Raw genomic sequence first — 12,633 nt, 5'->3', positions numbered from 1 at the left:
AAATAAAGTTCATTTTAGCCCTTTGTCAACAATCTGAAGCCGATGACATTGTCACCGGCTTTTCTTTACGTGCGTGATTAGTCTTGAAGGTTAATCCACACACTTTTGACTTCTGTATAGTTGTTCAGGGCATATGATCCCATTTCTCTGCCAAGGCCTGACTGCTTATATCCTCCAAACGGGGAGGCGGCATCAAAGACATTATAACAGTTGACCCAAATCGTGCCTGCTTCAAGACGTGCAGCGATATCATGGGCATGTTTTAGATTTTCTGTCCAAAGTCCTGCGGCTAATCCATATTCAGACTGATTGGCCCGTTCGACCACTTCATCAATGGAATCATAAGGAATTGCAGATAGGACTGGGCCGAAAATCTCTTCCTTTGCGATTGTCATGTCATCTTCTACATCTTTAAACACAGTAGGAGAGACGAAATAGCCGGCTTCATAAGGACAATCGCCACCGACAACAGCGGTTGCGCCTTCTGACTTCCCTTTTTCAATATAGCCTAACACACGCTCATGCTGCTCTTTACTGACAAGAGGGCCGATTTGGGTATCCTGATGCAGACCAGCGCCTTGCTTTAATGAGGTCGCATACGTGGCCATTTGATCAACTACTTCATCATATTGACTCCGGTGAATAAAGACTCTTGAGCCTGCACAGCACACTTGACCTTGGTTAAACATGACACCATTTAAAGCTCCTGGAATGGCTTTCTTTAAATCGGCATCTGGTAAAATAATATTTGGCGATTTTCCGCCAAGCTCTAATGTGACCCGTTTAATAGATTTAGCCGCTTTCTCCATAATCAATTTCCCAACACTTGTTGACCCTGTGAATGCCAGTTTGTTGACATCAGGGTGATCAGTTAAAGCTTCTCCGGCTGTTTCACCGAATCCAGGGACGATGTTAATGACGCCATCTGGGAATCCAGCTTTATCCACTAATTCAGCCAAATAAAGAGCAGAAAGAGGGGTTTGTTCGGCTGGCTTTAAAACGATGGTACAGCCTGTTGCTAGTGCAGCTCCCATTTTCCACATGGCCATAAGCAGCGGGAAGTTCCAAGGAATGATTTGTCCCACAACGCCAACAGGCTCATGGCGGGTATAGTTAAAATATCCCTGACTGACAGGAATCGTTTGTCCAGTCATTTTGGTGGTCCAGCCTGCATAATAGCGCATGTGTTCAATGGCAAGAGGAACATCCGCATGTGTTGTTTCATTAATGGGCTTTCCATTATCCAGTGTTTCAAGCTGAGCCAGCTCTTCTTGGTGTTCTTCCATTAGGTCTGCAAGTTTAAACATCAGGCGGGCACGTTCTGCCGCAGACATTGAGCGCCACGGACCATGGAAGGCTTTTTTAGCCGCTTTCACTGCCTCATCAATGTCGTTTGCACCGGCTTCATATACATCAATAAGGGTTTCTCCTGTGGCTGGGTTAGGCGTAGAGAATGTTTTGTTATCGTGACTTGCGACAAATTGACCGTTAATGTAGAGTTTCTTCGTCCCTTGGAGAAAAGATTCGAGTTTTGAACTGATTTGAAGTGTTGTAGAGCTCATAAATAAACAAACCTCCTTAAAGATATGGGTTGTTCTGCGAGTTCTAGGTGGAAAAAGTGGACGTGAAGCCAAACAGTATACGCACACAGATGTAAACGTATACATTTATCATAGTACACGACATGCTTGAAAGCAATCCATAACACTGATTGCATTTCACAAAAAATTGGCTACAATAAATATATAGATGAAAAAAGGAGTTTTTATATCATGATCCATCAAAACTGGCAAACGGCCAAAACGTTAAAACAAGTAAAATGTGTACATACGAATGCGAAAAAATATATGGTCAACCGCGTTCTAACGGTTGGAAACACATATGAAGTGAAAAATGAAACAGAGGAATTCCTCTTTGTCGTTGATAATACCGGTAAAGTAGGCGGATATTACAAAGAGTATTTCGAAGACATTTCGGCTGAATGATTTGAAGGGTCATCACTCATACTAAGAAAAACAGTAAAGGGTGATGAAAATGAAAAAGCAGCAAACAGACGAGCAGAAACATCAAAATGCTTGGCATGATAACGAAGACGCTGATATGGCGATCACGCTTGAGCAGATTTCTGATGTGTATGCCGAGGGAACGATTGATACCTCAAAAGATGAATAGCCATTTAAAACAGTGATTTTACACAATCACTGTTTTTTTATAGGATGATGACAATAGAAAATCAAAGGTGATTTCTCGAAAAGAACTGAAACTTTTTTCCTGCTTTAGCAGTCTAAATAAGTAGAGGAAAGAGCATCGGATCATAAAGAAAAAGTTAAATGAAATTTAATCTATTCGTAATGGAATAACAACCACTTATAGCGTATTCTATAAGTGAGAATAAAACGTACCCACAGAGCCGTGTGGCCGTTTTGTCATAAAGGAATTTGATGCAGGAAGAGGGGGTTTACGTGGGTATTTTTTCTGTCAGTAAACAAAATGATCATAAAAAATTCGAATCCTTATTGATTGAAGGGGAAAGAATTGAGGCTGTTTACAGACTGCGTCACGACCAAATTTGTTTTACCAATAAACGACTGATCTTTGGCGATAACCGCATATTTTCTAAAAAGAAAGTCAGGGTCTCCTTGCCGTATCGATCAATTGAAAGTTTTGCCATTCAAGAAGCTGGCGTGTTTGATCAAGACACAGGTATGCTGCTTGTCACAAGCTCAAAAGTATTTGAACTCGATTTTTCTAAAGATACAGATTTGAGTGATGTGCAGGCCATCTTAACAAAACATCTTTGCTGATCAACTTTGCGATTACATAGATCACATGCACTTTTCTCATTCTTCGTTCTTATTTTTATTTATCGCACATGATTTAGCCTTTCTCATAACAAATGGGAAAGGCTTTTTTCTATTGGCGTGTTTGAATCATAGAAAAAAAGGATAAAGATGAAACAGATACAGAAAGGAGAATGAACAATGAAAGTATTAGTTGCTGGAGCAAATGGACATACAGGCAGACTTGTCATTCGTTATTTAAAAGAAAAAGGACATGAGCCGCTTGCTCTCATTCGAGATGAAAAACAAGCCGATGAGCTAAAAGAACTTGGTGCCACGCCTGTCACCGGTGATCTTGAAAAGGATGTCACACCTGCTGTAAAACAAGCGGAAGCTGTCATCTTTGCAGCTGGTTCAGGCTCAAAAACAGGTGCAGATAAAACGATTGCTGTGGATCAAGAGGGGGCAAAGCGCCTCGTTGATGCGGCCAAAAAAGAAAATATTCAGCACTTTGTGATGCTGAGTTCGTATAATGCTGACGATCCTAACCAAGGAAAAGGACAAGGCAGTATGGAAATTTATTATGAAGCGAAAAGAAAGGCAGATGAACATTTAAAACAGTCTGGTCTTTCTTACACCATTGTGCGCCCAGGTGCGTTGCTTCATGAGAAGAAAACAGGGAAAATAGAAGCTGCTGCTCATATCCCAGATGATCGAAACATTGAGATTTCAAGAGGAGATGTAGCTGTTGTTCTAGTAGAAAGCTTAACGGAGCCTAATGTGAAAAATAAGACCTTTGACTTAATCAAAGGTGATACACCAGTAGAAGAAGCACTTCGTAAGCTTTAAGTGAAGGAAGAAAGCTGCTGCCAAAGAGGCGGCAGCTTTTTTAATGTTTTTATTTCGCTTGTAGCGGGAAGGAAAGGAGAAAGGAGTGGTTGACCGTGAGCTTAACGAAAGAGCAAAAAGCTGATTTATATGAAAGACTCATTCAATTAAAAAAAGATGTGAAAGGATCAAAAAAGAAAGAAGAATCTATGCTGGTCGAATCTAATGAAATGTCAAATGGTGTTGGAAACCATCTGGCTGATCATGGAAGCATTTATTTAGACCGCATGACAGAACAAACGCTGGATCAAGTCGATGATCAGCTTGAAGGTGAAATTGATGCAGCGCTTAAGCGAATGGAGGACGGCACATATGGGATATGTGAGAAAACAGGAAAAGACATTCCGTATGAACGTTTAAAAGCAGTACCATATACGCGTTATTCAATTGATGCCAAGAAAAACGAAGAAACCAATCAAGATCCGAATGAATTTGACCGTTCGTTCTCTGAACAAATGCGTAATTTAACAAATAGAGAAACAATGGATCAAATGCATTCAGACACGTATGAAAGATTAGAAGAAGAGCAAGATGTTGATTTAGAGGATGACAAATAACACGATGGGAAAAAATGAAACTTTCTTAGAATAATGTTTTCTTATGTATGTATGGACAGATATCTTGAATACATGAGCATTTTATTGAAAAAACATATCTTGAAATTTAATAAACTTTCGTGTAGTATAGTTTAAAGGCTGCGATGTGCGTAATGTTAATTAAGTTTTAACCTTTAAGCTGTAATAGGGAGTTTTATATTGAAGCTGGAATGTCACGCCTCCTTTGAGAGGAAGACAGGAACGTTTCTGCAAACACCCACTTTGAGGAGTGGTGGTTTAAAACTTTCTTACTTAGATTACGGCATCCGCAGCTTTTCCTAGGATGAATCAAGCCATTTTCCATTTTGGAAAATGGCTTTTTATTTTGCTCAAAATACGAAATTGAGCAGACCGAATGTGAATGCAGGAATGTATGTTAAAATAGACAAAACAAATGACGGAGAGGGAATTGGATGTTACGACAAGCAGAAGCACTCCTTAAACAATATTATGGCTTTGATGCCTTTAGGCAGGGACAGAAACAAGCCATTGAATCGATTGTAAGCAAAGGAAAAGATACCGTCTGCATTATGCCGACAGGCGGAGGGAAATCGGTTTGCTACCAGATTCCTGCCCTGATGATGGAAGGCACAACGATCGTTGTATCTCCGCTTATTTCTTTAATGAAAGATCAGGTGGATGCGTTAAATGAGATGGGAATACGATCGTCTTTTTTAAACAGTACACTTTCAGCAGGCGAATTGAATGCAAGGCTGAAAAAATGTGAAAATGGTGAATATGATCTGCTGTATATCACCCCTGAACGCTTACAAAATGAACGCTTTTTTCAGCTGCTTCATCAATTGACGATTCCTTTAATCGCTATTGATGAAGCGCACTGTATATCTGAGTGGGGTCATGATTTTAGACCGAGCTATCGCTTTATTCAAGAATGTTTAAATAAGCTGCCGAAAAGGCCGGTGATTGTGGCATTAACAGCAACAGCCACAAAAAAAGTTCATCAGGATATATGTCAGCAGCTTGGCATGAACGGGGAAGAAACCATCTTTACTGGTTTTGCTAGAGAAAATTTATCCTTTCAAGTGGTGAAAGGACAAAACAGCGACCATTTCATCACACAATATATGAAGAAAAACAGTCTTGAATCAGGCATTATTTATACAGCTACACGAAAAGAAGCAGATCAGATTTACAATCGCTTAAAAAAGCAAAAGATCAAAGCGGGTATTTACCATGGAGGATTAGATGATGATGTGCGAGAGGAGCAGCAAAACCTCTTTTTAAATGATGACATTCAGGTGATGGTGGCTACGTCTGCATTTGGCATGGGAATCAATAAGTCCAATGTACGTTTTGTCATTCATCATCAAATTCCTAGGGATATTGAAAGCTACTATCAAGAAGCAGGACGGGCCGGCAGAGACGGGCTTGAAAGTGAATGCATTTTGCTCTTTTCACCTCAAGGCGTACGAGTGCAGCGTTTTCTCATTGAGCAATCGACAGAAGATGAAGTGCGGTATCAGCATGAATTGTTTAAACTAAGACAAATGGTCGATTACTGTCATACGGAGCAGTGCCTTCAGCAATTTGTGATGGACTATTTTGATCAATCAGCAAGTGCGCCTTGTCAAAAGTGCAGCAATTGCTTAGACGAGAGAGAGCGTGAAGACGTCACAAGAGAAGCGCAAATGGTTTTATCTTGCACCGTTAGAATGAACGAACGATTCGGAAAAATGATGATTGCCCAAGTATTAGCGGGCTCAAAAAACAAAAAAGTGCTTGATCTTGGTTTCGACCGTCTTCCTACATATGCTTTAATGAAGCAGCATTCAGCCCAGCACATTAGTGACTTCATTGAATTTTTAATTACAGAAGAGTATTTACATATGTCAGAAGGAGCGTATCCAACGCTAAAGGTGACGTATAAAGGAAAGAAAGTGCTAGTAGGGCAAGAGGCTGTTTATAAAAAGCAGGCGATCAAAGCTATGGCCATTCAAGAAAACGACGCACTATTTGAGCAGTTGAGGGTAGTGAGAATGAGGTTAGCAAGAGAGCAGGGCGTTCCGCCGTTTGTTGTATTTTCTGATCAAACATTGAAGGAAATGTCAGCAGTAGAGCCTAAAACGGAAGAAGAACTTCTGAATATTAAGGGTGTCGGCGCTCAAAAAAGAGAGAAATACGGGGATGTTTTTTTAGAAGAAATACGTTTATTTATAGAAAAAGAGAAAAAATCAAGCGTTTGAAGAAGAAAAATAATTTTTTTCACAGCACTTGGACACGTTCTTTTCACGATGTTTTCCATCCTTTTAAAACCTTGATGTGATGCGGAATTGAGCCGTTTGGTGGTCTGATTTACCAATGAAGAGAGATGTTTCATGTAAAGGAACTGTAATCTAAAACATATCGTTTTGTTATTGAAATGACATTTACATATGTTACGATAGCACTCGTTAGCCGCCATAAAAAGCTAACAAGGGAGGATTTACTTTATGAAGAAGACTATTATGTCCTTGGTTGCTGTTGCAGCAATCTCAACAACAGCATTAGGAGCACAGCAAGCTTCTGCAAAGGAAATCACTGTAAAGAAAGGTGATACACTTTGGGGAATCTCTCAAAAAAATGATGTGTCTCTAAAGGACCTAAAGGGTTGGAACAATTTATCTACAGACATGATCTATGTTGGCGATAAATTGACAATCTCTTCAAAAGAGAAAACTCAGGAGCAGTACGAAGTCCAGAAGGGGGACAGCCTCTGGAAAATCGCTCAAAAATTCAATGTGTCAATTAGCGATCTTAAGTCTTGGAATAACTTAAACTCAGATATAATTTTGATTGGTTCAACACTAAGTGTTGCTGGTCAAAGCTCAGCTCCGGTAAGCTCAGAGTCTGTTCAAAAACAGGAACCTGTCCAAAAAGAGCAAACAACGAAAAAAGCTGCTCCTAAAAAGGAAACAGCTAAAGCAGCATCATCTTCTGCAAGTCAAAGTGTGAAAAAAGAAATGACTGTAACGGCTACGGCGTATACAGCAAATGATGGTGGCATCTCAGGTATCACTGCAACAGGGGTAAACTTAAACAAAAACCCGAATGCAAAAGTCATTGCAGTAGATCCTAAGGTCATTCCATTAGGAAGTAAGGTTTATGTTGAAGGCTACGGTGAAGCCATCGCAGCAGATACTGGCGGCGCAATTAAAGGTAACAAAATTGATGTACACGTACCGAGCAAATCCCAAGCAAAAAATTGGGGCGTAAAATCAGTCAAAGTGAAAGTACTTAACTAGTAGTCTATTGTTTTTTGGAAGAAAGCATCAGGTGGCGGCCTGATGCTTTTATTGTACCCTTTTTTTGGGCAAAAAAACACATATTTTTCTGAAAAATTTGCATTTTCGACAAAAACCAGCGTACATCTCATGATAAACGCTGGTTTTTGTCGTTAGCTGTCCACCCAATAAATTTCTCCGCTTTGTTCTCTCCAATTGATTTGGACATCAAAATGGTGTTTTTCATAAAAATGAATCAGGCGGTTCACGTGATTCCAATCTCTTTTGACGAGATCTCCAGTAATCACAGGAATGTTTTGCTCTCTTGCGATTTCCTTTAAATGCTTCATACAGATTGACCCATAGCCGTTATTGGGCGGGCCTTTAATATCGGCAATGTGAATCTTTCCTTCTTCAGGATATTCCGCAATTAAGGAAAAATCAGATTGTCCGCGAAAAGCTTTTTCACAATCGCTTAACATAATTTTACATGTATCCGCACTTTCAATGGCGGAGACAATCATCCACTCATCTTCTTTCGCTTGATCAATGCCAATAATCTTTGCTTTTTTTGAAATATCCTTCATATTTTCTTGCATTCGATACATTTGGAACTGCAATTGCTGTAATTCTTGCTCTAACGTCTTCACATCTTTTGCTGTTTCCTGTAAGATTGACAAGTCTATTGCTCCTTTCATATTGAGATGATAAAAACCACACAAATTCCCATTCTAAAGGAAGTGCATAGATCTTTCAAGCCGCTAGCAATCGGCAAGTTTGTCTAAAATTCGACGAAGACAGCGAATTCATTGACTTTAGCAAGAAAGTTAAATAACATACTCTTAGTCGGAACTAATAAAGAGGGGTTTTCAAACATGAACGAACAGAATCAAAAACCGAAAAATTTTACCGGCATTGTTGTCTTTTTAACAATTGCCATAAACGGCTTAATTGCTTTATTATTTTTCATGCCAAAAACAGATAAATTTAGTCATCTGGATATTACATTTCTGCCATTACTGAATGCTGTGATGAACAGCTTTACGTTTATCTTTTTACTTTCAGCGCTCATCATGATTAAACAAAAGAATATCAAAGCGCATAGACGATTTATCTTTGCGGCTTTTTCAACCACACTTGTCTTTTTAATTTCGTATGTGACGTATCATTCAATGGCAGCTGATACACACTTTGGGGGAGAAGGGATCATTCGTCCGATTTACTTCTTTATTTTAATTACACATATCGTGTTATCTGCCGTTATTGTACCGCTTGCCCTCATTACACTTTTTAGAGGGGCACAAATGCAAGTGGAGCGTCACCGTAAAATTGCCCGCTGGACAATGCCGCTTTGGCTCTATGTCAGTCTCACTGGCGTCATTGTGTATATCATGATTTCTCCATACTACAGTTAACGTATGTCCATCTGGACATACGTTCTTTTATTTACAAGATGAGGTGCTTTGGATAAAATGGGAATTGGGTATCCGACTTGCACGGTATTTTCCCATCAATAGAATCACATCATTTCTGGCCGTTTGCTCGTTTGGAGAACAACAATTGAACGAAACGGGGGTTATATGATGACTGAACAATTGCAGTATAAACCGGGGCTTGAAGACATTGTGGCAAGCGAAACGTCCATTTCCTACTTAGATGTGCAGCAAGAAGAAATTGTGATTCGCGGCTATGATCTCATTGAGTTGGCGCAAAACAAGACATACTTAGAAACAGCCTATCTGCTTATTTACGGAAGATTACCAGATGCAATGGAATATCACCAATTTCAGCAAGACATTTCCTCACAAACAAACTTACATCCAACCATTCAAACCATTTTGACAAAACTGCCAAAAACCACTCACCCGATGGATGCCATAAGAACTTGTTTATCTGCTCTTGCAGGGTATGATGAACAACTGAATGATCGATCAGAAGCATGCCAACAAGCGCGTGCCGTTCGATTACTTGGCCAGCTGCCAGCGATTGTTGCAGGGAGCTATCATATTCTCACAAAAAACGCCGCTATTTCTCCAGATCAGACCAAACCCTACACTGAAAACTTTTTAGCCATGTTAACAGGCCGCACTCCTACACAAGACGAAATCACCGCTTTTGACCAAACGCTTACGCTCTATAGCGAACATGAGCTGCCGAATTCAACTTTTGCTGCCAGAGTCATTGCATCTACTCATTCTGACATGTATGGCGCTTTTACTGGAGCGATCTCTTCATTAAAAGGCGATTTACACGGAGGAGCGAATGAAGCCGTCATGCACATGTTACTCGAAGGCAAAACAACAGAAGGTTTCCTTGCACTCATTGAACGTAAATTAGCCGCAAAAGAAAAAATGATGGGCTTTGGCCACCGGGTATACATGAGAAAAATGGACCCGAGAGCTGCTCTTTTAAAACGATCATTGAAAACGCTTACTGAATCAAAGGGAGATACAACATTGTATGACATGTGCGTCGCAGGCGAGGCATACATGAAGGAGAAGAAAAACCTCTATCCAAACCTTGATTATTACGCAGCACCTATTTATTACGTGCTCGGAATTCCTATTTCACTTTACACGCCGATCTTCTTTGCTGCGAGAGCAAGCGGATTAGCCGCTCATGTCATTGAGCAGCATTTGCACAATCGGATATTTAGACCAAGAGTCCGGTATTTAGGGCCAAGAGGATTAAAAGTCTCAAATGATGATGGAAAAACGGGGGAATGAACATGAATAAAACAGCAGTAGCCAATCAAACGGATCAACTATTAGAAGAAATCGCTGCCTATGCCGTAGACGGAGAAATTACGAGCAAAGAGGCAATTGAAACAGCAAGGTACGTCCTCATGGATACACTCGGCTGCGGGATGCTGGCGCTCAATTTTCCTGAATGCACGAAGCATCTTGGACCGATTGTACCTGGAACCGTTGTCCCTAACGGAGCAAGAGTGCCTGGCACTTCATTTGTGTTAGATCCAGTTCAAGCGGCCTTTAATATAGGATGTATGATCCGTTGGTTAGATTATAATGACACGTGGCTTGCACAGGAGTGGGGTCATCCGTCTGATAACCTAGGCGGTATTTTAGCTGTAAGTGATTATTTGAGCAGAACGCGTCTTGCAAATGGAGAAGAGCCGCTTTCGATGAATGACGTCTTGCATGCAATTGTGAAGGCACATGAAATACAAGGTGTGCTGGCTTTAGACAATTGTCTGAATCGAAATGGTTTGGATCATGTTCTCTTTGTTAAGGTAGCCACAAGTGCAGTCGTTTGTGCGATGCTTGGCGGAACAAAGGAAGACGTGCAGCATGTGCTATCACAGGCCTTTGTTGATAATTCCCCGCTCAGAACGTACCGGCACGCCCCAAACACAGGATCAAGAAAATCGTGGGCAGCAGGGGATGCCACAAGCCGCGGGGTGAGACTGGCGATAATGACACTGAAAGGAGAGATGGGCTATCAAACACCGCTAAGTGCAGAAAAGTGGGGGTTTGAAGATGTGTTAATGAAGGGAAAACCGCTCACACTTGCCCAGCCGCTCGGATCATATGTCATAGAAAATGTGCTCTTTAAAATTGCTTATCCTGCAGAATTTCATGCACAAACTGCTGCTGAAGCTGCTGTGATGCTCCATGATGCTGTAAAAGACCGGTTAGATGAGATTGACCGAATTGAGATTACGACACATGAATCAGCGATTCGAATTATTGATAAAAAAGGACCGCTTTACAACCCGGCAGATCGTGACCATTGCTTACAATATATTACAGCCGTTGGGCTGATCTATGGTGAGCTGACAGCTGATCATTATGAAGAAGAAACTGCACAAAATCCCCTCATTGATCGTTTGCGTGATCAAATGGTCGTGAAAGAAGATAAACGTTACACAGAAGACTATTTAGATCCGAAAAAGAGGTCGATTGCAAACTGTGTGCAAATTTTCTTTAAAGACGGGACGATGACAGATCGAATTGAAATTGAGTATCCGCTTGGTCATCGCAGAAGAAGACAGGAAGGCATTCCGCTGCTTGAAAAGAAATGGGCGTATCATTTGAAGACAAGATTTCCACAAAAACAAGTAGAACAAATTGTGTCACTTTGCCAAAATCCAAATCAATTAAAAACAACGACAGTACCAGCATTTATGGACTTATTTGTGATATAAGGGGGAGCTAGTGTGTGGATCGTGAATGATGAGACGAGTCAAACTGACTTAGCCGCAGCTTTTAAAGAGCAAATGAACAAATCCGCTTTATTTCAAATCCCAGGCGTTCACGATGGAATGTCTGCGCTCTATGCGAAAAAAATGGGCTTTCAAGGGCTTTATTTATCTGGTGCCGCTTTTTGTGCCAGCAAAGGACTTCCTGACTTAGGCATGATTCATTCCACCGAAATGGCGGAAAAAGCAAAGGAAATCATTCGGGCTTCTCAGTTACCTCTTTTGGTCGATATGGACACTGGCTATGGCGGTGTATTAAATGCAGCAAGGGCAGCAAAGGAAATGGTGGAGAGTAAGGTGGCAGCTGTTCAAATCGAAGATCAGCAAATGCCGAAAAAATGCGGGCATTTAAACGGAAAGTCACTCGTCCCTGTAGAAGACATGATGGCGAAAATCAAAGCCATCAAACAAGCGGCCCCAACTCTGCTCGTCATTGCTAGAACCGATGCGAAATCAGTAAACGGGATGGAGGATGTCATTCACCGGGCCAACTTATATGTAGAAGCAGGTGCGGATGCCATTTTCCCCGAGGCGCTGATCACAGCAGAAGATTTCACGCATGCTTCAAGCCATATAAAAGGACCGCTCCTTGCAAACATGACGGAGTTTGGCAAAACGCCTTATTATCATACAGACGAATTTTCCATGTTCGGCTTTCAAATGGTCATTTACCCTGTGTCATCCCTTAGAGTCGCTGCAAAAGCGTATGAGCGTTTATTTAGAGAGATCATGGAAAAGGGGACGCAGCAAGGGATGCTGGAGGACATGCAAACGAGAAAAGAACTGTATGAGACAATTCATTATGATGAATATGAAGAAATGGATCAGCATTTAGCCAAAACAATCCTGCCGGAAATCGGAAAAGAACATTCATAAAAAAAGAAAGAGCTAAAATAAAATCATTTTAGCTCTTTCTCAACAATTCTGAA

Annotated in this window: 13 protein-coding genes and 1 other RNA gene; 12 read left to right on the top strand and 2 right to left on the bottom strand. The window is 40.9% G+C overall.

The features are described from left to right. Positions 1–77: 77 nt before the first annotated feature. Complete coding sequence (locus tag BA1_RS07510) at positions 78–1,562, bottom strand: aldehyde dehydrogenase family protein (RefSeq protein WP_008357356.1); 1,485 nt, start codon at positions 1,560–1,562, stop codon at positions 78–80. Between the two features lie 210 nt (positions 1,563–1,772). On the opposite strand from BA1_RS07510, the gene BA1_RS07505 reads away from it, so the two are divergent. The 8 genes from BA1_RS07505 to BA1_RS07480 all read left to right on the top strand — a co-directional run bounded on the left by BA1_RS07505 (position 1,773) and on the right by BA1_RS07480 (position 7,506). Then, a complete protein-coding gene (locus BA1_RS07505) occupies positions 1,773–1,985 on the top strand; it encodes a DUF6501 family protein (RefSeq protein ID WP_008357355.1) in 213 nt (70 codons plus the stop codon). A gap of 49 nt (positions 1,986–2,034) precedes the next feature. Beyond that, on the top strand, positions 2,035–2,172 hold the full coding sequence (locus BA1_RS18630) for a DUF4025 domain-containing protein (protein WP_082194734.1): 138 nt from the start codon (positions 2,035–2,037) through the stop codon (positions 2,170–2,172). A gap of 290 nt (positions 2,173–2,462) precedes the next feature. Next, complete coding sequence (locus tag BA1_RS07500) at positions 2,463–2,804, top strand: PH domain-containing protein (RefSeq protein WP_008357353.1); 342 nt, start codon at positions 2,463–2,465, stop codon at positions 2,802–2,804. A 177-nt stretch (positions 2,805–2,981) separates the two neighbouring features. Continuing rightward, a complete protein-coding gene (locus BA1_RS07495) occupies positions 2,982–3,629 on the top strand; it encodes an SDR family oxidoreductase (RefSeq protein ID WP_008357352.1) in 648 nt (215 codons plus the stop codon). Between the two features lie 95 nt (positions 3,630–3,724). Continuing rightward, positions 3,725–4,225 carry a TraR/DksA family transcriptional regulator gene (locus BA1_RS07490; protein ID WP_034738713.1) on the top strand — a complete coding sequence of 167 codons (501 nt, stop codon included), beginning with the start codon at positions 3,725–3,727 and terminating at the stop codon, positions 4,223–4,225. 132 nt (positions 4,226–4,357) lie between these two features. Then, positions 4,358–4,543, top strand: a non-coding RNA gene (gene ssrS, locus BA1_RS18625) — 6S RNA. Between the two features lie 134 nt (positions 4,544–4,677). Further along, positions 4,678–6,468, top strand: a complete 1,791-nt coding sequence (gene recQ / locus BA1_RS07485) for a DNA helicase RecQ (protein ID WP_008357347.1) — start codon at positions 4,678–4,680, stop codon at positions 6,466–6,468. Positions 6,469–6,714: 246 nt separating this feature from the next. Then, a complete protein-coding gene (locus BA1_RS07480; protein ID WP_008357345.1) occupies positions 6,715–7,506 on the top strand; it encodes a 3D domain-containing protein in 792 nt (263 codons plus the stop codon). Between the two features lie 152 nt (positions 7,507–7,658). On the opposite strand, the gene BA1_RS07475 is transcribed toward BA1_RS07480, so the two are convergent. Continuing rightward, the gene (locus BA1_RS07475) at positions 7,659–8,183 is read right to left on the bottom strand and encodes a GNAT family N-acetyltransferase (protein WP_051009108.1); all 525 of its coding nucleotides are present in this window, start codon (positions 8,181–8,183) and stop codon (positions 7,659–7,661) included. 177 nt (positions 8,184–8,360) lie between these two features. On the opposite strand from BA1_RS07475, the gene BA1_RS07470 reads away from it, so the two are divergent. The 4 genes from BA1_RS07470 to prpB all read left to right on the top strand — a co-directional run bounded on the left by BA1_RS07470 (position 8,361) and on the right by prpB (position 12,580). Further along, positions 8,361–8,900, top strand: coding sequence for a DUF420 domain-containing protein (locus tag BA1_RS07470; RefSeq protein WP_008346516.1), 540 nt, complete (start codon positions 8,361–8,363; stop codon positions 8,898–8,900). Between the two features lie 168 nt (positions 8,901–9,068). Continuing rightward, on the top strand, positions 9,069–10,211 hold the full coding sequence (gene mmgD / locus BA1_RS07465) for a citrate synthase (protein ID WP_008357341.1): 1,143 nt from the start codon (positions 9,069–9,071) through the stop codon (positions 10,209–10,211). 2 nt (positions 10,212–10,213) lie between these two features. Beyond that, on the top strand, positions 10,214–11,650 hold the full coding sequence (locus BA1_RS07460) for a bifunctional 2-methylcitrate dehydratase/aconitate hydratase (protein WP_008357340.1): 1,437 nt from the start codon (positions 10,214–10,216) through the stop codon (positions 11,648–11,650). A 12-nt stretch (positions 11,651–11,662) separates the two neighbouring features. After that, the gene (gene prpB, locus BA1_RS07455) at positions 11,663–12,580 is read left to right on the top strand and encodes a methylisocitrate lyase (RefSeq protein ID WP_008357338.1); all 918 of its coding nucleotides are present in this window, start codon (positions 11,663–11,665) and stop codon (positions 12,578–12,580) included. The last annotated feature ends 53 nt before the right edge of the window (positions 12,581–12,633 follow it).

It is taken from the genome of Bacillus xiamenensis, assembly GCF_000300535.1.
Taxonomy (GTDB): Bacteria; Bacillota; Bacilli; order Bacillales; family Bacillaceae; genus Bacillus; species Bacillus xiamenensis.
This window is presented reverse-complemented; position numbering and strand designations above follow the sequence as displayed.

What these genes read in the sequence shown, in the direction of transcription:
- BA1_RS07510 (WP_008357356.1), bottom strand. Translation starts at nt 1,562, where the DNA reads ATGAGCTCTACAACACTTCAAATCAGTTCAAAACTCGAATCTTTTCTC.
- BA1_RS07495 (WP_008357352.1), top strand. Translation starts at nt 2,982, where the DNA reads ATGAAAGTATTAGTTGCTGGAGCAAATGGACATACAGGCAGACTTGTC.
- BA1_RS07470 (WP_008346516.1), top strand. Translation starts at nt 8,361, where the DNA reads ATGAACGAACAGAATCAAAAACCGAAAAATTTTACCGGCATTGTTGTC.
- BA1_RS07505 (WP_008357355.1), top strand. Translation starts at nt 1,773, where the DNA reads ATGATCCATCAAAACTGGCAAACGGCCAAAACGTTAAAACAAGTAAAA.
- recQ (WP_008357347.1), top strand. Translation starts at nt 4,678, where the DNA reads ATGTTACGACAAGCAGAAGCACTCCTTAAACAATATTATGGCTTTGAT.
- BA1_RS07475 (WP_051009108.1), bottom strand. Translation starts at nt 8,183, where the DNA reads ATGAAAGGAGCAATAGACTTGTCAATCTTACAGGAAACAGCAAAAGAT.
- BA1_RS07460 (WP_008357340.1), top strand. Translation starts at nt 10,214, where the DNA reads ATGAATAAAACAGCAGTAGCCAATCAAACGGATCAACTATTAGAAGAA.
- BA1_RS07480 (WP_008357345.1), top strand. Translation starts at nt 6,715, where the DNA reads ATGAAGAAGACTATTATGTCCTTGGTTGCTGTTGCAGCAATCTCAACA.
- mmgD (WP_008357341.1), top strand. Translation starts at nt 9,069, where the DNA reads ATGACTGAACAATTGCAGTATAAACCGGGGCTTGAAGACATTGTGGCA.
- BA1_RS18630 (WP_082194734.1), top strand. Translation starts at nt 2,035, where the DNA reads ATGAAAAAGCAGCAAACAGACGAGCAGAAACATCAAAATGCTTGGCAT.